The sequence below is a fragment of the Citrobacter sedlakii genome, from assembly GCF_018128425.1.
GTDB classification, from domain to species: Bacteria; Pseudomonadota; Gammaproteobacteria; order Enterobacterales; family Enterobacteriaceae; genus Citrobacter_A; species Citrobacter_A sedlakii.
In genome coordinates this window covers 1716570-1735571 of record NZ_CP071070.1, presented here as the reverse complement: position 1 = coordinate 1735571, position 19002 = coordinate 1716570, and the positions used below count along the sequence as shown (strand labels likewise).

General features: G+C 55.5%; 20 protein-coding genes. 8 read left to right on the top strand and 12 right to left on the bottom strand.

Annotated elements, in window-relative coordinates:
* Positions 1-29 precede the first annotated feature (29 nt).
* Entirely contained in the window at positions 30-113 is an 84-nt protein-coding gene (gene yohP / locus JY391_RS24050) for a small membrane protein YohP (protein WP_015572324.1), read from the top strand.
* Positions 114-155: 42 nt separating this feature from the next.
* On the opposite strand, the gene dusC is transcribed toward yohP, so the two are convergent.
* The 6 genes from dusC to mhbT all read right to left on the bottom strand — a co-directional run bounded on the left by dusC (position 156) and on the right by mhbT (position 6192).
* A complete protein-coding gene (gene dusC / locus JY391_RS08190) occupies positions 156-1094 on the bottom strand; it encodes a tRNA dihydrouridine(16) synthase DusC (RefSeq protein WP_211935535.1) in 939 nt (312 codons plus the stop codon).
* 110 nt (positions 1095-1204) lie between these two features.
* Positions 1205-2398 carry a 3-hydroxybenzoate 6-monooxygenase gene (locus tag JY391_RS08185; RefSeq protein WP_042284472.1) on the bottom strand — a complete coding sequence of 398 codons (1194 nt, stop codon included), beginning with the start codon at positions 2396-2398 and terminating at the stop codon, positions 1205-1207.
* A 14-nt stretch (positions 2399-2412) separates the two neighbouring features.
* Positions 2413-3057: a maleylacetoacetate isomerase gene (gene maiA / locus JY391_RS08180; protein ID WP_042284474.1), complete on the bottom strand. Its 645-nt coding sequence runs from the start codon at positions 3055-3057 to the stop codon at positions 2413-2415.
* A gap of 8 nt (positions 3058-3065) precedes the next feature.
* Positions 3066-3767 (bottom strand): fumarylacetoacetate hydrolase family protein, encoded by a 702-nt coding sequence (locus JY391_RS08175; RefSeq protein WP_042284475.1) that lies wholly within the window; start codon positions 3765-3767, stop codon positions 3066-3068.
* A gap of 14 nt (positions 3768-3781) precedes the next feature.
* Positions 3782-4819, bottom strand: coding sequence for a gentisate 1,2-dioxygenase (gene gtdA, locus JY391_RS08170; RefSeq protein ID WP_211935534.1), 1038 nt, complete (start codon positions 4817-4819; stop codon positions 3782-3784).
* An 11-nt stretch (positions 4820-4830) separates the two neighbouring features.
* The gene (gene mhbT / locus JY391_RS08165; protein WP_060569313.1) at positions 4831-6192 is read right to left on the bottom strand and encodes a 3-hydroxybenzoate transporter MhbT; all 1362 of its coding nucleotides are present in this window, start codon (positions 6190-6192) and stop codon (positions 4831-4833) included.
* 126 nt (positions 6193-6318) lie between these two features.
* On the opposite strand from mhbT, the gene JY391_RS08160 reads away from it, so the two are divergent.
* The 6 genes from JY391_RS08160 to JY391_RS08135 all read left to right on the top strand — a co-directional run bounded on the left by JY391_RS08160 (position 6319) and on the right by JY391_RS08135 (position 10619).
* A complete protein-coding gene (locus tag JY391_RS08160; protein WP_042284482.1) occupies positions 6319-7227 on the top strand; it encodes a LysR substrate-binding domain-containing protein in 909 nt (302 codons plus the stop codon).
* A gap of 131 nt (positions 7228-7358) precedes the next feature.
* Complete coding sequence (locus JY391_RS08155; protein ID WP_042284484.1) at positions 7359-7757, top strand: CidA/LrgA family protein; 399 nt, start codon at positions 7359-7361, stop codon at positions 7755-7757.
* Entirely contained in the window at positions 7754-8449 is a 696-nt protein-coding gene (locus tag JY391_RS08150) for a CidB/LrgB family autolysis modulator (RefSeq protein ID WP_042284486.1), read from the top strand. The genes JY391_RS08155 and JY391_RS08150 overlap by 4 nt, the downstream gene beginning before the upstream one ends.
* Positions 8450-8578: 129 nt before the next feature.
* A complete protein-coding gene (gene cdd / locus JY391_RS08145; protein WP_181822902.1) occupies positions 8579-9463 on the top strand; it encodes a cytidine deaminase in 885 nt (294 codons plus the stop codon).
* Positions 9464-9658: 195 nt separating this feature from the next.
* Positions 9659-10378 carry an outer membrane permeability protein SanA gene (gene sanA, locus JY391_RS08140; RefSeq protein ID WP_042284490.1) on the top strand — a complete coding sequence of 240 codons (720 nt, stop codon included), beginning with the start codon at positions 9659-9661 and terminating at the stop codon, positions 10376-10378.
* Position 10379: 1 nt separating this feature from the next.
* Positions 10380-10619, top strand: a complete 240-nt coding sequence (locus JY391_RS08135; RefSeq protein ID WP_042284493.1) for a DUF2542 family protein — start codon at positions 10380-10382, stop codon at positions 10617-10619.
* A 44-nt stretch (positions 10620-10663) separates the two neighbouring features.
* On the opposite strand, the gene mglC is transcribed toward JY391_RS08135, so the two are convergent.
* The 6 genes from mglC to folE all read right to left on the bottom strand — a co-directional run bounded on the left by mglC (position 10664) and on the right by folE (position 17579).
* Positions 10664-11674, bottom strand: a complete 1011-nt coding sequence (gene mglC / locus JY391_RS08130) for a galactose/methyl galactoside ABC transporter permease MglC (RefSeq protein ID WP_042284495.1) — start codon at positions 11672-11674, stop codon at positions 10664-10666.
* Positions 11675-11689: 15 nt separating this feature from the next.
* Positions 11690-13210, bottom strand: a complete 1521-nt coding sequence (gene mglA / locus JY391_RS08125) for a galactose/methyl galactoside ABC transporter ATP-binding protein MglA (RefSeq protein WP_181822901.1) — start codon at positions 13208-13210, stop codon at positions 11690-11692.
* Positions 13211-13277: 67 nt separating this feature from the next.
* Positions 13278-14276: a galactose/glucose ABC transporter substrate-binding protein MglB gene (gene mglB / locus JY391_RS08120; RefSeq protein WP_211935533.1), complete on the bottom strand. Its 999-nt coding sequence runs from the start codon at positions 14274-14276 to the stop codon at positions 13278-13280.
* Between the two features lie 294 nt (positions 14277-14570).
* Positions 14571-15596 (bottom strand): HTH-type transcriptional regulator GalS, encoded by a 1026-nt coding sequence (galS, locus tag JY391_RS08115; RefSeq protein WP_042284501.1) that lies wholly within the window; start codon positions 15594-15596, stop codon positions 14571-14573.
* Positions 15597-15738: 142 nt separating this feature from the next.
* Positions 15739-16896 carry a DUF418 domain-containing protein YeiB gene (gene yeiB / locus JY391_RS08110; protein ID WP_211935532.1) on the bottom strand — a complete coding sequence of 386 codons (1158 nt, stop codon included), beginning with the start codon at positions 16894-16896 and terminating at the stop codon, positions 15739-15741.
* 14 nt (positions 16897-16910) lie between these two features.
* On the bottom strand, positions 16911-17579 hold the full coding sequence (folE, locus tag JY391_RS08105; protein ID WP_042284508.1) for a GTP cyclohydrolase I FolE: 669 nt from the start codon (positions 17577-17579) through the stop codon (positions 16911-16913).
* A 307-nt stretch (positions 17580-17886) separates the two neighbouring features.
* Between folE and fghA the strand changes: the two genes are divergently transcribed.
* Positions 17887-18723 carry an S-formylglutathione hydrolase gene (gene fghA, locus JY391_RS08100; protein ID WP_211935531.1) on the top strand — a complete coding sequence of 279 codons (837 nt, stop codon included), beginning with the start codon at positions 17887-17889 and terminating at the stop codon, positions 18721-18723.
* Positions 18724-19002 lie beyond the last annotated feature (279 nt).

The following is a 19002-nucleotide window of genomic DNA, read 5'->3' as shown; positions in this document are numbered from 1 at the left end:
AATCTGAACTTACCAATAAGGGAACGGCAATGAAGATTTTACTGTGGGTGATTTTGATTATTTTTCTGATTGGGCTGTTGGTGGTCACCGGCGTGTTTAAGATGATTTTTTAACGGCTGCGCCGGGTAGCGACGCTTCGCTTACCCGGCCAGTTATCAGAGGGTTATCGCCTGGATCGCCCGTGCAATGTCCGGTGAATGATTTAACGCGCGGATGTGCTGAAAGAGAACGGTGGCTTCATCATATTCTTTACGCAAATACCCCAGCCACTGCTTGATGCGCGCCACGTGATAAAGCCCGGTATCTCCCCGCTTTTCCAGACGGGTATATTTTTGCAGTAGCGCCACCACCTCCGGCCACGGCATCCGCGGCTGGTTGTATTTCACCACCCGGCTGAGGTTGGGAATATTCAGCGCGCCACGGCCAATCATTATCGCGTCACAGCCGCTTGCCGCCATGCAGGCCTGCGCGCTTTGCCAGTCCCAGATTTCCCCGTTGGCGATCACCGGAATGGTCAGACGCTGGCGAATCTCGCCGATGGCCTGCCAGTTGATGTGATCGGCTTTGTAGCCCTGCTCTTTCGTGCGGCCATGCACCACCAGCTCACTGGCCCCGGCCTGCTGCACGGCGTCGGCGATCTCAAATTTTTTATCGCCGCTGTCCCAGCCGAGACGGACTTTTACCGTCACCGGCAGGTGGGCAGGCACCGCCTCACGCATCGCTTTGGCGCCCTGATAAATCAGCTCCGGATCTTTCAGAAGCGTCGCGCCGCCACCGCTGCCGTTAACCATTTTCGACGGGCAGCCGCAGTTGAGATCAACGCCGTAGGATCCCAGCTCAACGGCGCGGGCGGCGTTCTCCGCCAGCCACTGTGGATATTGGCCCAGCAGTTGCACGCGCACCAGCGTCCCGGAAGGCGTTCGGCTGCCGTTCATCAGTTCCGGACACAGGCGATGAAACACTTTTACCGGCAGAAGTTGATCCACCACGCGCACAAATTCGGTGATGCATAAATCGTAGTCATTCACTTCCGTCAGAAGTTCGCGTACCAGGGAGTCGAGTACGCCTTCCATCGGCGCCAGTAAAACACGCATAAGGTTATCCGCAAAAAAAGAGGCGCTATCATAGCGCCTCTCTGCGAGGATCAAAACCTTTTGCCGGATGGCGGTAAAACGGCTGCCCAGGCCGGTGATGAAGCACAGCGCTAGCGCGGCAGCAGACAGTTATCCTCTTTCCAGCCGTATAACCACTCCATGCCGCGATAAAATTCCGCCTGCGATTTGCCTTTCCACAGCAGATTACGCACCTGACGTTCGACGCCCGCGGCGTGGTAGACGCGCCCCATTTCGCGGGTCGACCAGACAATTCGCGCCGTGCGCGGAATACGCACCGACTCATACAGCGCAAAGGCGCTTGCCGCATCGCCCTCGCATTTTTCCAGCGCTTTGCCGAGGGTCACCGCATCTTCCAGCGCCATGCATGCGCCCTGGGCCATATACTGCGCGACCGGATGCGCGGCGTCACCGACCAGCGTAATGCGCTCCGTTCCCCATTTTTCCACCGGTTCGCGATCGGCGGTGGACCAGCGACGCCAGGAGGTGGGTTTGTCGAGCATCTGACGTGGACGAGGATGGATACCGGCAAAATACGAGAGCACCTCTTCTTTACTGCCGTCCTTCACACCCCACTCCTCCTGCTGACGGCTATGGAACGTCACCACCAGGTTGTACTGCTTGCCGCCGCGTAGCGGATAGTGAACAAGGTGACAGTGCGGCCCCGCCCACAGTACCGGCGCGTTAATGCGTAAATCTTCCGGCATATCGTCACAGTCAATCACCGCCCGGTAGACCACATGTCCGGTCACCCGCGGGGAATCCCCCAGCAGACTCTGGCGCACAACCGACTTCACGCCGTCACAGCCCACCAGAATATCGGCTGTCCAGCTGTTTCCCTGCTCATCAAATACCGTGACGTCGTCCGGCGTCTGGCGAATATCCACCACATTGGTGGATGTCCGGTATTCAACATCAGGATGGGTCAGCACCGCTTCCCAGACCGAGGCATGAATGTCGACGCGGTGAATCACGGCATACGGCCCGCCGAAATGGTCGCGAAACGCCTGGCCGGTTTCAATGCGGACAACTTCCTCCGCGTTTACCGCATCCATCATGGTGATATGGTCGGTAAATACCGCCCGCTGGCGCGCTACGTCGCCAACACCGAGGCTGTCCAGCGCCGAAAAGGCATTTGGGCCAAGCTGGATGCCTGCGCCAATCTCGCCAATCTCGTGCGCCTTTTCCAGCAGCATCACCTTGATACCCTGGCGCGCCAGCGAAAGCGCGGTTGCTGCCCCGCCGATGCCGCCGCCAACGATAATTGCGCTCTTCACTTTAGCCATTGTCGTTCTCCTTCTCAGGCTGAGAGTTTATCTTGTTGATTTTCGGGCGCGGCGGCGATAAACGCCGGAAGCTGTGTGCAGGCTTCATACACCGCATTGCAGCGCGGAAAGGCGCTTAAGTCACACCCCATACGCAGCGCGTTCGCCCACTGCGGGATCAAGCAACAGTCGGCAAGCGTTGGACGGTTTCCGACGCAGTACGACTGAGACTGGCTTTGACGCAACAACTGTTCAACAGCGCTCAGCCCCTGCTGGATCCAGTGCGCGTACCAGCGTTTTTTATCCTCTTCGCTGATCTTCAGTTCGTCAGTGAGATAGCGCAGCACCCGCAGATTATTCACTGGGTGAATATCACAGGCGATGGCGTAGACAATCTCCAGCACCTGGCTGCGCGCCGGATCGCTGGCCGGCAGCAGTGGCGACTGCGGGAAATGCCGGTCCAGCCAGTCGATAATCGCCAGCGACTGGCCAAGCGCGTCGCCGTCATCGGTCACCAGCGTTGGCACCAGCCCCACCGGATTCATCCGCCGGTAGGCCAGTTCATTTTGCTGACCGATGCGGATATTGACGCCCACCGTCTGGTAGTCGATACCTTTCAGCGCCAGTGCAATGCGCACGCGGTACGAGGCCGAACTATTGAAAAAACTGTACAGCTTCATGTCTCACCTCAGACAATCTTCACGGCGAGGGGGGTTAACCCGTCCACGTTACCGGTGATCACATCGCCCTTCACCACTGCCCCCACCCCTTCCGGCGTGCCGGTAAAAATGAGATCCCCCGGTTGCAGTTCGAAGAAGCCGGACAGATAGCTAATGGTTTCGTTCACCGACCAGATGAGGTGGCGGATGTCGCTGCGCTGATGATCTTCGCCGTTGACCTGGAGCCAGATAGGCGCGGCATTAACGTCCGGCGCCTGGCTGGCTTTATGCAGCGGCGCGATGGGCGCAGAGAGATCGAACGCTTTGCCAATCTCCCACGGACGGCCCATCTGGCGCATCTCCATCTGCCGATCGCGGCGGGTCATATCCAGTCCGGTGGCATAGCCCCAGACATATTCATGAGCGTTTTCTAACGGGATATCACTGCCTTTTTTGCCTATCGCCACCACCAGCTCAATTTCATAGTGGTAATTGTCGGTTTGCGCCGGATACGGCAGTTCGAGCGTTTCACCTGCCGGCACCGGCACTACGGCATCGGCGGGCTTGCAGAAGAAGAACGGCGGCTCGCGATCCGGGTCGAAACCCATTTCCCGGGCATGGGCGGCGTAGTTGCGTCCGACGCAATACACGCGGCGGACGGGGAAGCGTTCATCGCTGCCGACCACCGGTACGGTAACGGGCGCTTGCGGTTCAAATACATACTGAGTCATTGTTTTCTCCCTTATTAATAACGTGCTTCGCGGAATAACCCGAGGGCTTCCTGTACCGGCCGGTCTGAAAAACTGAATAACACGGTGTCATCGAAGGATGTAAACGACACGCCGTGCCAGGTCGGCACCACGAAAATGTCTTTGGCGGTAAAGGTGAAGGTTTCATTGCCGATGGTCACTTCGCCGCTGCCCTCCACCACGTGGTAAATGGTGCTGTCGGTGGTACGCGCCATCCGCGAGACAAAGCCTTTCGGCAACAGCTGCAGGAAAGTGCCCATTGATGGCATCGGGTACCCGCCGGTGACCGGGTTGACGTAGCGCATTTTGTAGCCGTCCCACTCGTCGGCCTCGCCGAAACGGGTCAGATCGTGCAGCGCTTCGCGACTGCGATCGTAGCGATAGTTGAAGATTGGTGATGAATTCCCCTTTTGCTGACGCAGCGGCAGCATGTTAGCGGCATAGCGCGGCAGGTAATCGCCCTCTTTGCGCGTCACCGGCTGCTGATCTTCCGGGTAATCCTCGGCAAAGCCGCAGCCGAGAAGATTCACCAGCGGCAGGTCCAGCCCGTCAAGCCAGACAACCGGCTCATCGCCCGGGTTGCCATGGTCATGCCACTGCCATTGCGGCGTCAGAATAAAGTCACCGACGTGCATCTGCGTGCGCTCGCCATCCACGGCAGTGAACGCCCCTTTCCCTTCCACAATAAACCGCAGCGCCGACTGGTTATGGCGGTGGCTCGGGGCGACCTCTCCCGGCATGATCAGCTGAAGCCCGGCATACAGCGTCGAGGTGATAGAGGATTGTCCGCGCAGCATCGGGTTTTCCAGCACCAGCACGCGCCGCACCGCCTCTTTTGCGCCAATCAGGTTGCCGCTCTCCAGCAGCAGCGGACGAATTTCCTGGTAGTTCCAGTAAGCCGGCGCGCAGTTGGCGTTCGGGGTTTGCGGCACCAGGTGATGCAGCGACTCCCACAGCGGGGTCAGGTTTTGCCCCGAAATATGCTGATAGAACTGCTGACGGCTGTTTTTGACATCCTGGTTATGTTCAGACATAGGGATTCTCCTTATTCATTTACCATACCGCCAGTGCGCGGCACGTTATCGGGGACAGAGGCTGACTGACGGACAACCACGATCAGCAGGGTCAACATCACCGCGCTGATCGCCGCCGGGACAGCGATAATGAAAAACAGCGTATCGAATGAGAAATTCATCGCCATCATCACGCCGCCGGAGAGCGATCCGACGATGGCGCCGCAGCGACCCACCGCGTTTGACCAACTGACGCCTGTCGCGCGGCTTTGCGTCGGGTAGAGCGTGGCGGTTAAGGCGTTCAGTCCCACCTGCGATCCACTGATCCCCACCCCGGTACCAAAAATCGCCAGCGCCATCAGCCACAGGCCATTTTCGCTCAGGCCAATCATGATGATGCACACCGCGCCCAGCGCATAGCTCACCGCCAGAACCCGGAACGGGTTGTGTTTATCCATCAGTACGCCCAGCGCCAGCGCCCCCAGCGTACCGCCAATCTGGAAAGCCGCCGTCACCCAGGAGGCCTGCTGGAGGTCAATGCCGCGGTGGTTGAGCAGCGTGGGCATCCAGCTTGAAAGCAGATAAATAATCAGCAGGCTCATGAAGAACACCACCCATAACATCAGGGTAATGGGCAACTGGCGACCCACGAAAAGCTGACGAATGCTGCCTTTGGCGATCGCCGCCGCTTCATTAAGGTAAAAATGCGTGTCCTCGTAACGCTGACGGGTAATGGCGCTGACCGTGCGGGCAATGGTGGCCTGCGGCAGCTGGCGACGAACCTGCCAGCGCGGAGATTCCGGCAGCACGAACAGCAGCGCGGCGAACAGCATTAACGGCAGCACCCCGCCAAGGATCAGAATGCCGTGCCAGCCAATGACCGCCACCAGTTGGGCGCTGACGATCCCCCCCATCGCCGAACCGAGGGTAAAGCCGCAGAACATCAGGGTCACCAGCGCGCCGCGCCGCCGCGCAGGCAGATATTCAGAGGTCATGGTGATGGTGTTCGGCATCGCGCCGCCCAGCCCAAGCCCGGTCAAAAAGCGCAGGAATACCAGCGTTTGCAGATCCGGCGAAAACGCCGAGATCAGACTCAGAGCGCCGAACAGCGCCACGCAAAGCTCGATAACCCGTTTGCGGCCAAAGCGGTCGGAAAGTGGGCCGCAGAGCAGCGCGCCCGCCGTCAGCCCCAGCAGTCCCGCGCCAAACAGCGGCGCGAGGTCACCGGCGGTCAGTTGCCAGTGGCTGCGAATGTCGGGTGCAATAAAGCCAATCGCGGCAGTATCAAAGCCGTCCAGCATCACCACCAGAAAGCAGCAGATGATCACCCGCCACTGGGTTTTGCCGACGGGGGCGGCATCGATCAGAGCCTGTAGTTCACGTCGTTGAGTCATTGTGTATGCCTCGGTGCAGGTAAGGTAAGAGGTTCTTTTGTTTTTGGTATGTTACGAGTTTGTAGATAGGGCGATAAAATGTACAATGGCTTTTCATGCAGAGACATAACCTGGAGGTTATCGCGGATGGCTAACTGGGCGCAGAAATTGAAACTTCATCACCTGCAAACGCTGATGGCGCTGGGCGAGCAGGGCAATCTCACGCAGGTGGCGCGAATGATGAATATCAGCCAGCCCGCGCTGTCGAAATGGTTGTCACAGCTCGAAGATGAGATAGGGATCACGCTCTTCGAACGTCACAGTAAAGGCCTGCGCCCGTCCGAAGGCGGCAAATTGTTGTTGCAGCATGCTCAGCGCTTAATCAACGACATGGAGCGATCCCAGTATGAAATTGCCCGCTTTAAGGCCGGTGGTCTGGTCGGCAGCCTGAAAATCGGTTGCTCGCCGGTGGCGACTGACTGTGTGTCACAGGCGATCCTCGGTTTGCTCAGCGAAATGCCGACGCTGCACCTCAACATCGAAGAAAAAGTGATGACGCCGCTGCTGCACGATCTGCTGGCGGGGTCAGTGGATGTGGTGGTTGGCCGGGTTGGCGGGCGGGCGCTCCAGCTTCCGCTGAACTATCAGGTCCTGTATACCGAACCCGTCTGCTTTGTTGCGCGGCCGGATCACCCGCTGGCCAGCCATGCCAGCCTCTCCTGGAACGATCTCGCCAGTTGGCGCTGGATCGTCTGGCCCACGGGGACGCCCATCCGCATCAGCATTGATAACGCGCTGGTCGATAACGGCGTGATGCTGCCAGAAAACACCATTGAATCGGCATCCATGAACGTCAGCACTAACCTGCTGCAAAGCAGCGACATGATCTCTATTCTTTCTTTACGGCTGGCGCAGCGCTATGCCAGCCAGGGGCAACTGGTGATCCTGAACCTGCCGAAGATAGAGCAGAAAGGCAGCGTCGGCGTGTTCTGGCGCAACAACGAAACGCCTTCGGCGGCGCTCAGCCGCTTTCTGCACTTTCTGACGCAGGTCTAGCCCGACGAAGGGAGAACATGGCACGATGTTCCCGTTGTCTATCCTCAGTATGCTAAGAATTCATGATGTGATCGGTAGCACGTTTTAACGTTTAATTGTATGATGAATCCATCTCATTTAAGGCGTATCCCATGAGTAAGACACTGAATATCATCTGGCAATATTTACGCGCTTTCGTGCTGATCTATGCCTGCCTGTATGCGGGCATTTTTATTGCAACTCTGCTTCCTGTCGCCATTTCCGGCAGCATTATCGGCATGCTGATCCTGTTTGTCCTGCTGGCGCTACAAATCATCCCCGCTAAATGGGTCAATCCTGGCTGCTATGTCCTGATTCGCTATATGGCGCTGCTGTTTGTGCCAATTGGCGTGGGCGTGATGCAGTATTTTGACTTACTGCGCGCGCAGTTTGGCCCGGTGGTGGTCTCGTGCGCCATCAGTACGCTGGTGGTTTTTCTGGTGGTCAGCTGGAGTTCGCACCTGGTTCACGGTGAACGTAAAGTGGTTGGACAGAAAGGATCAAAAGAATGATGGCCTATATCTGGTGGTCGCTGCCGCTGACCTTAGCGGTCTTTTTTGCCGCGCGGAAGCTGGCGGCGCGCTTTAAGTTTCCGTTGCTGAACCCGCTGCTGGTGGCGATGGTGGTCATCATTCCGTTTTTGCTGCTTACGGGGATTCCCTACGATCACTATTTCAAAGGCAGTGAAGTGTTAAACGATCTGCTGCAACCGGCGGTCGTGGCGCTGGCCTATCCGCTATATGAACAGTTGCACCAAATCCGCGCCCGCTGGAAATCCATCATCACCATCTGCTTTGTCGGCAGCGTTGTGGCGATGGTGACCGGCACCTCGGTTGCGCTGCTGATGGGGGCAACTCCGGAAATTGCCGCGTCGGTGTTGCCAAAATCCGTCACCACGCCAATCGCAATGGCGGTGGGCGGCAGCATTGGCGGCATCCCGGCAGTGAGCGCGGTTTGCGTGATATTTGTCGGTATTCTCGGCGCCGTCTTTGGCCACACCCTGTTAAATGCCATGCGTATTCGTACTAAAGCCGCGCGTGGCCTGGCGATGGGAACGGCTTCTCACGCCCTCGGCACCGCCCGCTGCGCGGAGCTGGATTATCAGGAAGGGGCGTTCAGTTCGCTGGCGCTGGTGATCTGCGGGATCATCACATCCCTGATCGCGCCGTTTTTGTTTCCGCTAATTCTGGCGGTAGCCGGCTAAAATTTGCGATACGTCGCGCATTTTTCATTTAAGTTTCATAAGTTGCACAAATAATGAGATTTATATCACATATAAAGCCCTGACAGGCCCGTACACTACGATCCCATTACATTATTTTGAGGCAACGCCATGCACCCACGTTTTCACACTGCCTTTGGCCAACTTGCGGATAATTTGCAATCAGCGCTGGCGCCGATCCTGGCGGAAACGCATTTCCCCGCCTTGCTGACCGCAGAGCAGGTCGCGTGGCTGAAAAGCGCCACGGGACTTGACGAAGACGCGCTGGCATTTGCGCTACTGCCCCTGGCTGCGGCCTGCGCCTGTACCCCGCTCTCCCATTTCAACGTCGGCGCGATTGCGCGCGGCGTCAGCGGCACCTGGTATTTCGGCGGCAATATGGAATATCTGGGCGCCACCATGCAGCAAACCGTCCATGCCGAGCAAAGCGCTATCAGTCACGCGTGGCTGCGCGGTGAAAAAGGCCTTGCGGCGATCACTGTCAACTACACGCCATGTGGTCACTGTCGTCAGTTTATGAATGAACTGAACAGCGGGCTGGATCTGCGCATTCATCTGCCAGGACGCGAACCGCATACCCTGCGCGACTATCTGCCGGACGCCTTCGGCCCTAAAGATCTGGACATTAAGACGCTCTTGATGGACGAGCAGGATCACGGCTTCTCCGCCGAAGGCGACGCGCTGGCGCAAGCGGCCATTGCCGCGGCGAACCGCTCACATATGCCTTACAGCCAGTCACCAAGCGGCGTGGCGCTGGCGTGCAAAGACGGCAACATTTTTAGCGGAAGCTACGCCGAAAATGCGGCGTTTAACCCGACTCTGCCGCCGCTTCAGGGCGCGCTGAATTTGTTGAATCTCAACGGATATGATTTTGCCGATATTCAGCGGGCGGTGCTGGCGGAAAAAGCGGATGCCTCGTTGATTCAGTGGGATGCCACCGCCGCAACGCTGAAGGCATTAGGCTGCAATAATATCGACCGCGTATTGTTAGCATAAACCTGTCATCATCCAGGCCGGCGCGAGCAACATCCCCCTCTCGCGCAATTGCCGTTGCCTTTTCCTGCCTGGATGTTACGCGTTTTTTCCGGGGCGTATTGCTGAAAATCCCTTCAATCAGACTGCCGTTTCTTGCGCTTCGCAGGCGGGTAAAGTAGCCTGATTGAAATTTCATCCCGTTACCGAGTTTTCTTCATGCTAAAGCGCGTTTTTTACAGCCTGTTAGTCCTGATCGGCTTGCTGCTGTTGACCGTGCTCGGCCTTGACCGCTGGATGAGCTGGAAAACCGCGCCCTATATTTATGATGAACTGCAGGACCTTCCCTATCGTCAGGTCGGCGTGGTGCTCGGCACCGCGAAATATTATCGCGCTGGCGTCATCAACCAGTACTACCGTTACCGCATTCAGGGCGCGCTCAACGCCTATAACAGCGGGAAAGTGAACTATTTGCTGCTTAGCGGCGACAACGCCCTGCAGAGTTATAACGAACCGAGAACCATGCGTAAGGATCTGATTGCCGCAGGCGTCGATCCGGCGGACATCGTGCTGGATTATGCCGGGTTCCGCACGCTGGATTCAATTGTCCGCACCCGCAAGGTTTTTGACACCAACGACTTTATTATCATCACTCAGCGCTTCCACTGCGAGCGCGCGCTGTTTATCGCTCTGCACATGGGCATTCAGGCGCAGTGCTACGCCGTCCCGTCGCCGAAGGATATGCTGACGGTTCGGGTTCGCGAGTTTGGCGCACGCTTTGGCGCGCTGGCGGACCTGTACTTGTTTAAGCGTGAACCGCGTTTCCTCGGCCCGCTGGTGCCTATCCCGACACAGCATCAGATCCCCGATGACGCGCAGGGTTACCCGGCGGTTACGCCAGAGCAGTTGCTGGAATTGCAAAAGAAACTGGGAAAATAACATGGAAGATAAAACGATTTTTATCGTCATTGGCGTACTGATGATCGTCCTGTGGACCTTTCGTGAAGGGCTCAAAGCGCTACGCGCAGGCAGTGTAGAAAAAACGGTAAAAGGCTCGCAGACGCCGCTTATCATTCAGCGGACCGGACAGCCGGGCGTCTACTGGAGCTACGTTATCGCCTATTTTGGCGTTGCCGTTGGCGCGCTGGTTGTCGGCGTCTGGTTAGTGTTCTTTAAATAAAAAACCGGCGCAGAGGCTCTGCGCCGGTTTTTTTGTCCTGCCGGTTACTTCTTACGTGCGTACTTCAGGGAGTCCAGCGCAACGGCGAAAATGATAATGCCGCCCTTGATAATGTACTGCCAGTACGGGTTAACGCCGATATAGGTCAGGCCGTAGTTGATAACCGTAAAGATAATGACCCCGGTCACCACGCCCAACACCGTCCCAACGCCGCCGCTAAACGATACGCCGCCTACGACACACGCGGCAATCGCATCCAGTTCATACATAAAGCCGAGGTTGTTGGTGGCGGAGCCGATACGCCCCGCTTCCAGCAAACCGCCAAACGCGTAGAACACGCCGGAGAGGGCATAGATCATCAGCAGGTTCAGCGCGACGTTGACGCCAGACACTTTCGCCGCTTCAGGGTTGCCGCCGATGGCGAAAATGTTTTTACCGAAGCGGGTTTTGTTCCACAACACCCACACGAACGCCACGGCGATCAGTGCGTAGAACGTGATATAGGAAAGCCGGAAGCTGCCTAACGCGATAAAGCCCTGCGCGAAGGTCGAGAAACCGCTGTCAAAGCCGGAAATCGGCGATGCCCCAACGAAGTCGTAATACAGGGAGTTAATACCGTACACGATAATCATCGTACCCAGCGTGGTAATAAACGGCGTCACGTTCAGATAGGCGATAATGATGCCGTTGATCAGGCCGATAATCGCGCCAATAGCGCAGACAATCAGGATCACCAGCGCAATCGGCATGGTCGCCATTTCCGGAAAGACCTTATTGGCGTTCTCCATCGACTGCAATAGTGTTGCCGCAACCACCGCCGCCAGCCCGACCTGACGCCCGGCTGACAGGTCTGTCCCCTGGGTGACGATCAGCCCCGCCACGCCGAGGGCGATAATAATGCGCACCGAGGACTGAGTCAGAATGTTACTCAGGTTAAGCAGACTTAAGAACGTGGGATCCTGAAAAATAATAATTGCCAGTAAAACTAAAAGAACGACGTAAATACCGCCCTCTTTCAGATAAGTGAGAAAACTTTTCTTATTTAACGCACTCATGAGGAGCCCCTGATCTTAAAGGTGCAAAGACGCAAGACGCAAAATTTCATTTTGCGTGGTCGTTTTAGTATCAACAATTCCAGACACGAGTCCGTTGCTCATGACCAGAATACGATCGGTTATCCCTAACAATTCCGGCATTTCGGAGGAGATAATGATGATCCCTTTTCCTTTTTTGGCCAGTTCCGCAATTAACTGATAGATTTCAAATTTGGCGCCAACGTCAATTCCACGCGTGGGTTCGTCGAGCATTAATATCTCCGGCTGGGTCAGCAGCCAGCGACCAATAATCACTTTCTGCTGGTTGCCTCCGGAAAGCGAACCAATTTGCGTGCGGTGGCCAGGGGTTTTTACCCGCATGGAGTCAATAACCCACTGGGTGTCGCTTTTCATCCGCGAATTGTCTAACAGACCGACCTTGTTTTTATAATTATGGATATTGGAGATTAAGGAGTTAAAACCAATATCCAGATAGGCATAAATACCGGTAGAGCGTCGCTCCTCGGTAACCAGCGCAAAGCCGTGGTTGATGGCTTCGTTCGCATTATGGTTATTGATTTTTTTGCCGTGCAGGGTAATGGTGCCGGAAGATTTCTCACGAATACCAAACAGCGTTTCGACGATGTCGGTACGTTTTGCGCCTACCAGCCCGGCAATACCGAGAATTTCACCTTTATGCAGATCAAAAGAGACGTCACGAATCGACGGCTGGCGCAGCGACGTCAGATTACGCACTTCCAGTATTACTTCACCGGGTTTGTTCTCTTTATCCGGGAAACGCTGGTTCAGCGAGCGTCCAACCATCATGGCGATGATCTTGTCCATATCCAGCCCTTCGAGCGGCTGAGTGGCAATCCACTGGCCGTCGCGCAGCACCGTGACCTCATCGCAGAGCTGGAAAATCTCTTCCATTTTATGCGAGATATACACAATGCCGCAGCCGCGTTCTTTCAGCTTACGAATAATCGTAAACAGATGATTAACCTCTTTTTCGGTTAACGACGAGGTCGGCTCATCCATGATGACGATTTTGGCATTATAGGAAAACGCCTTGGCAATTTCGATCATCTGCATTTGCGAAACGGAAAGCGTCCCGACGCGCGCCCGCGGGTCGATATCAATATCCAGTTCGTCAAATATCGCTTTTGTGTCGCGATACATTTTGTCCTGATCGACAAACATGCCTTTGGTGGGATAACGCCCGAGCCACATGTTGTCCATCACGGAGCGTTGTAATACCAGGTTTAATTCCTGATGAACCATTGAAATACCGTTTTCCAGCGCTTCTTTCGCTGAATGGAAATCGATCTCTTTCCCCTGAAATAATATGCTGCCAGAATCTTTTTGATAGATGCCAAAAAGACATTTCAATAGTGTCGATTTCCCCGCGCCGTTTTCTCCCATCAATGCATGAATAGAGTGTGGACGGACTTTTAAATTAACATTATCAAGTGCCTTAACGCCGGGAAAAGACTTGTTGATACCGCTCATTTCCAACAAGTATTCGCCTGAGGACGGTGTCGTTGTGCTGACCATAATTATACCTTGTCGGCCTCGCAGAGTGCGTGATTAAAGGGCGCGATCGCGATCGCGCCCAACAGTCTTACTTTTTGGAGAACTCGGCCAGGTTATCTTTATCTACGCCCACGTAAGGAACGCGCACAATTTTGTTTTCAATTTTCCAGCTGGTGCCGTCTGCGGCGCCTTTACCATCCGCCAGGTTTTTCGCCAGATCGAATGTCGCTTTCGCCTGGTTGTTGGCGTCATTCAGCACAGTACCGGCCATCGCTCCGGATTTCACCAGCGCCAGCGCTTCTGGCAGCGCATCCACGCCAAAGACCGGAATGCTGGTTTTGTTGTGCGCTTTCAGCGCTTCTACCGCCCCCATTGCCATCGCATCGTTGTTAGCGATAACCACTTCAATTTTGTTAGCGTTCGGGCCGGACAACCACGCGTCCATTTTGTCTTTCGCCTGAGCGGTATCCCACATGGCGGTATCTAACTGAAGCTGTTCGGTCTTGATGCCTTTGTCGTTCAATTCTTTAACCACGTAAGTGGTACGCGCTTCCGCGTCCGGGTGACCCGGCTCGCCTTTCAGCAGTACGAACTGAATCTGACCGTCTTTATTCAGATCCCAGCCCTGATTCGCCGCCCAGTGTTTCGCGATCAGATCGCCCTGGATAATACCGGATTCTTTGGAGTCAGTGCCGACGTAATAGGCTTTGTCATAACTGTCCAGCGCTTTACGGGAAGGTTCTTTGTTGAAGAAAACCACCGGCGCGTTCTGGCCGCGGGCTTTTTCAATAACGGTGCCAGCCGCCGCCGGGTCGACCAGGTTGATCGCCAGCGCTTTCACCCCCTTCGCCAGCAGGACGTCTATCTGATCGTTCTGTTTGGACTGGTCGTTTTGCGAGTCGTTCATCAGCAACTGGACGTCCGGCGCCGCTTTCGCGTCTGCTTCGATAGCCTTACGCACCACGGACATAAAGTTATCGTCATATTTATAGATTGTCACACCGATGCGAGTATCCGCGGCGTGCGCAGCCGCGCCGAACAACATGCCTGCCATTACAGCAGAAAGGGTCAACACCTTCTTATTCATGGTAACTCCGGTTTTATTATGCAGGGTAGTGCTTCAGATAAATGCCCGGCGGGACATAACGTTAATGAAGTGTTAATTGAACGCCGAGGCTCTTTTTAAAAAAATCGTTCTTCCTTGCCCGGTAACGCTCCAGAAATAGGCTTTAATTTTGCTTAAAGCAGCTTTCATTCGTTAAAAGTGATTACTCACGGTTACATCGTAGTTACACTGCGCTAAGCGGTGCCATCATAGCGACGGCAATGTTAATATACTGTGAATTTACTCACATATTGAAAACGGTTACATCTGCCGACGTCATGAGTTAGTGATCACCACCGCATTCTGCCGGGCGGCGACGGAATGCCGCCTGACCAGCGTCGGCATAAAACAGTGGGTCGCCGTTGCGTCCAGCGTCCCCGCTGCGCCCTGTAATGCCAGTTCGGTCGCCAGTTTCGCCATTGACGCGATGGGATAACGCACCGTTGTCAGTTGTGGATCGGTGTAACGGGCAATGGGAATATCATCGAAACCAATGATCGAAAGATGCAGCGGGATGGCAATGCCGTTATCCTTGAGTGCCGTCAGCGCGCCGGCGGCCATGCTGTCGTTATAGGCGAAGACGGCGGTCAGTTGCAGGTTGCGCCCCAGCAGTTCGACCATTGCAGACTCCCCGCCCTGCATGTCCGGCGAGCCCACGCCTGTCCAGCTTTCCGGCGGCGTTATCCCCTGCTCGCCAAGCGCGCTCAGCCACCCTTCCCTGCGCATATCGTCATCTTCAATACCGTGGCTGGAGGCCAAATAACCAATCCGCTGGTGACCGTTGTTCAGCAGCATCCGGGTCGCCATTTTCGCGCCGCTGATGTTGTCCAGGCAGACGCAGCGATGAGCATAGCCAGGCACGATACGGTTAATCAGCACCATGCCGGGGATTTGATCCATAAATTCGCCCAGTTCACGATCGCTCAGCGCCTTTGAATGGACGATCAGCGCGTTACATCGCTGACGGATCAGCACTTCAATCGCATGGCGCTCTTTTTCCGCCTCATGGTAGCTGTTGCCGATCAGGACATATTTCTGATGCTGTTGGGCGACCATATCGACCGCTTTCACCAGTGCGCCAAAAAAGGCATCAGAGACATCCATCACCACCACGCCGATGGTTTCACTCACCTGCGTCGCCAGCGCCTGCGCATTGGCGTTGGGGCGATAGCCCAGCAGCGTCACCGCTTTCATTACCGCCTCGCGCGTATCGGGACTGACCAGCGCGCTGTTGTTTAAAACCCGGGAAACCGTCGCCACGGATACGCCAGCCTGACGCGCCACATCACGTATGGTGATCATATTCACTACCCTGTTTGACAATGCAGTGGTTCACTGCACAACTGGCGGCTATTTTGTCAGCGGTAGGAAAAGCGCTACGTGAGTAAGGTCACAGGGATGAAAGCGCTTACATCCGTTTTGTTAATGATTGTGATCCAGATCGTTATCCGGATGTATGAGAGATGCGCGCTCCTGATGCCCGCAGGGTTAACTGACGCCATACCCATTCCACCGGCCCCTGCGGCAGGAAGCGCAACCAGAAAACGGAGAACAGCAGATTTACCAGCCAGACGGGGATGACGAACAGCAGCAGCGTGCTACGGTCAAACTGCATAAATAAGCCAAACTGATAAAACAGCGTGGTACAGAGGAGCGTTTGTAGCAGGTAGTTGGTCAGCGCCATCCGCCCAACGCAGGCGATGGCAAATACGAGTTTTAGACGACTTAGCTGCGGCCAGTAGCCGAACAGCAGCGCGGCATAGCCGATCGTCTGTAACGGCGCGCTCAGCTCGCGCGGCGCTTGTAACAAAAACGCGCACCAGCGGTAGCTCCACCCCAGTTGCCACTGCGCAACCACGGCAGGCAGATTAATCAGCAGGCCAACGGCAATCAGCAGGAAACCGGTGCGTCGATAGTGGGCAAGGCTATACTGCCCTTTCAGCCAACCGCTGCGCATCAGCGATGCCCCGACCAGCATCATCCCGGCCAGTTGCCAGCCATACTGCGCGCCCAGCGCCAGCAGACTGTTGGACAACGCGTCAACCCGGTTGCTGATGGCTTCCATACCCCCGTTCACCTTCCAGTATTTTTCATACAGAAGCGCCGCGTCGTCTGGCGTCCACGCGCGACTGGTTTGGCTGTCAGAGATCGCGCCGAGCAGCAGTAATACGCCAATACCGACCAGATACAGCAGAATGCCCGTATTCATCAGGCTTTTTACCGAAGGCGCATCGCGCACCAGCCGCCAGCAAATCAGCCCGACCAGGCCATAAGCCAGCAAAATATCGCCATCCCAGAACAACAGGGCATGCAAAAAACCCAGCAAAACCAGCAGGGTCAGTCGCGCCTGGATCCAGCGTTTTCCGCGCGGCAGCAGCATTTGCAGTCCGGCGCCAAACAACAAGGCAAAAAGCGTGAGGAATTTGGCTTGGGCGAACACATCGAGTACAGCCCAGGTCCAGGCATCCTGCGCGGTAATCTCGCCATACCAGGCAGGATTAAGGTAAGCCGCCTTTGGTAAACCAAAGGCGCTGATATTCAGAAGCAGAATGCCCAGAACGGCGACGCCACGAACAACATCCAGCGTGACATTTCGCGCCATAGCCTCTGCCCCGATCAGTTATGGTGACGCACTGCGCGCAAGAATTCCTGACGCGTATTCTGGCTGGACTTGAACAGACCGCCGAGCGAAGTGGTGGTGGTGGCGCTGGTCGCATCGCGGATACCGCGCGCTTTCACGCAATAATGCACAGCATCAATCGATACCGCGACATTATTCGTGCCGAGCAGGGTCTGTAAGGCGGTCAGGATCTGCTGGGTTAAGCGCTCCTGCACCTGCGGACGCTGTGCGAAGAACTGCACGATGCGATTGATTTTTGACAGGCCGATCACCGAATCTTTCGGGATATAGGCGACCGTCGCTTTACCGTCGATAGTCACAAAATGGTGCTCACAGGTACTGGTTAGCGTGATATCGCGCACCGTCACCATTTCATCCACCTTCATTTTGTTTTCTATGACGGTAATTTTCGGGAAGTTGGCGTAATCCAGACCAGAGAAAATTTCATCGACATACATTTTCGCAATGCGATGCGGCGTTTCCATCAGGCTGTCATCGCTCAGGTCGAGATTAAGCAGCTGCATAATTTCGGTCATATGGCCGGCGATAAGACGTTTGCGCGTTTCGTTATCCATCTCATGCACGGGCGGGCGCAACGGTGTTTCCAGCCCTCGCGCGACCAGCGCTTCATGTACCAGAGCCGCTTCTTTACTCAGTGATGACATCAATTTTTCTCCTGCAGGTGTGGCGCCTCTGCCCTGCGTGGGGCAAAGTTTGTCGGCTGTGTGACAGCCCGATTATTGTGCGTGAGGCCGTGCACATAATCCAGTATTCACAACGATAATTATTGAAATCGTCGTTGCCTTTCGTTCCGCCGTCAGAACAGACTGCGGAAATCTGTTAATTATACGTTGTGCAAATGATGAGGCATCTTTGCCGAATGCGGAAGTGAAAGTTACTCACAGCACCATGAATTATCTGTATTATGGGGCGTTTGCGAACACATTCCGATCACATAACAAGGAGCCACGCATGGAAATGCTTGAGGAGCACCGCTGTTTTGAAGGTTGGCAGCAACGCTGGCGACACGACTCCACCACGCTGAACTGTACAATGACGTTCAGCATTTTTCTTCCGCCGCCCCGCGACAACACGCCGCCTCCGGTCCTGTACTGGCTCTCGGGCTTAACCTGTAATGACGAAAACTTTACCACCAAAGCGGGCGCGCAGCGGATCGCCGCAGAACTGGGGATGGTACTGGTCATGCCGGACACCAGCCCGCGCGGTGACGCGGTCGCCAACGATGACGGTTACGATCTCGGCCAGGGCGCCGGTTTCTACCTCAATGCCACGCAGCAGCCCTGGGCCGCGCATTTCCGCATGTACGACTATATTCGCGACGAACTGCCTGCGCTGATCCAGGCGCGATTCAACGTCAGCGATCGCTGTGCGATCAGCGGCCATTCAATGGGCGGACACGGCGCGTTGGTACTGGCGTTAAAGAACCCCGGCAAATATACCAGCGTTTCCGCCTTTGCGCCGATCGTTAACCCCTGTCGCGTGCCCTGGGGCGAAAAAGCTTTTTCCGCTTATCTGGGTGAGGATAAAGCCGACTGGGCACAATGGGACAGCTGCGCGCTGATGTATGCCAGCAAGCCGGAAGAGGCCATACCGACGCTTATCGATCAGGGCGACAGCGATCAGTTCCTCGCCGATCAGCTCCAGCCTGCCGTTCTGGCGGAAGCCGCCCGGCAGACCGCGTGGCCCATGACACTGCGTATTCAGCCGGGCTACGATCACAGCTATTACTTTATCGCCTCCTTTATAGAGGATCATCTGCGGTTCCACGCCGAACATCTGATGAAATAATGCGCATGCCCGGCTATGTCGCCGGGCACAACGTCGGTGGGGGCACGCGCCCTCTCCTGTTTACCGGGCTTGCCGCGCCTCTCCAATTTTTCCTTCATATCTCCTTTTTTTCTTCATTTTTTCGTCACATTTACGTTTACGTATCCTGTTGACTTACAAGCTTTTTCTTTATAAATCAACTAAACACAAATGATTTCAATTATCATTTGTGTTTACAAATATTGATTATTTTGTACAATTCTTCCGCTTCTTTACCGCAAAGAGTCCTTAAAAGACAAA

Bases quoted from the DNA above. Each gene is read 5' to 3' on its own strand.
- yohP (WP_015572324.1), top strand. From the start codon at position 30: ATGAAGATTTTACTGTGGGTGATTTTGATTATTTTTCTGATTGGGCTG.
- dusC (WP_211935535.1), bottom strand. From the start codon at position 1,094: ATGCGTGTTTTACTGGCGCCGATGGAAGGCGTACTCGACTCCCTGGTA.
- JY391_RS08185 (WP_042284472.1), bottom strand. From the start codon at position 2,398: ATGGCTAAAGTGAAGAGCGCAATTATCGTTGGCGGCGGCATCGGCGGG.
- maiA (WP_042284474.1), bottom strand. From the start codon at position 3,057: ATGAAGCTGTACAGTTTTTTCAATAGTTCGGCCTCGTACCGCGTGCGC.
- JY391_RS08175 (WP_042284475.1), bottom strand. From the start codon at position 3,767: ATGACTCAGTATGTATTTGAACCGCAAGCGCCCGTTACCGTACCGGTG.
- gtdA (WP_211935534.1), bottom strand. From the start codon at position 4,819: ATGTCTGAACATAACCAGGATGTCAAAAACAGCCGTCAGCAGTTCTAT.
- mhbT (WP_060569313.1), bottom strand. From the start codon at position 6,192: ATGACTCAACGACGTGAACTACAGGCTCTGATCGATGCCGCCCCCGTC.
- JY391_RS08160 (WP_042284482.1), top strand. From the start codon at position 6,319: ATGGCTAACTGGGCGCAGAAATTGAAACTTCATCACCTGCAAACGCTG.
- JY391_RS08155 (WP_042284484.1), top strand. From the start codon at position 7,359: ATGAGTAAGACACTGAATATCATCTGGCAATATTTACGCGCTTTCGTG.
- JY391_RS08150 (WP_042284486.1), top strand. From the start codon at position 7,754: ATGATGGCCTATATCTGGTGGTCGCTGCCGCTGACCTTAGCGGTCTTT.
- cdd (WP_181822902.1), top strand. From the start codon at position 8,579: ATGCACCCACGTTTTCACACTGCCTTTGGCCAACTTGCGGATAATTTG.
- sanA (WP_042284490.1), top strand. From the start codon at position 9,659: ATGCTAAAGCGCGTTTTTTACAGCCTGTTAGTCCTGATCGGCTTGCTG.
- JY391_RS08135 (WP_042284493.1), top strand. From the start codon at position 10,380: ATGGAAGATAAAACGATTTTTATCGTCATTGGCGTACTGATGATCGTC.
- mglC (WP_042284495.1), bottom strand. From the start codon at position 11,674: ATGAGTGCGTTAAATAAGAAAAGTTTTCTCACTTATCTGAAAGAGGGC.
- mglA (WP_181822901.1), bottom strand. From the start codon at position 13,210: ATGGTCAGCACAACGACACCGTCCTCAGGCGAATACTTGTTGGAAATG.
- mglB (WP_211935533.1), bottom strand. From the start codon at position 14,276: ATGAATAAGAAGGTGTTGACCCTTTCTGCTGTAATGGCAGGCATGTTG.
- galS (WP_042284501.1), bottom strand. From the start codon at position 15,596: ATGATCACCATACGTGATGTGGCGCGTCAGGCTGGCGTATCCGTGGCG.
- yeiB (WP_211935532.1), bottom strand. From the start codon at position 16,896: ATGGCGCGAAATGTCACGCTGGATGTTGTTCGTGGCGTCGCCGTTCTG.
- folE (WP_042284508.1), bottom strand. From the start codon at position 17,579: ATGTCATCACTGAGTAAAGAAGCGGCTCTGGTACATGAAGCGCTGGTC.
- fghA (WP_211935531.1), top strand. From the start codon at position 17,887: ATGGAAATGCTTGAGGAGCACCGCTGTTTTGAAGGTTGGCAGCAACGC.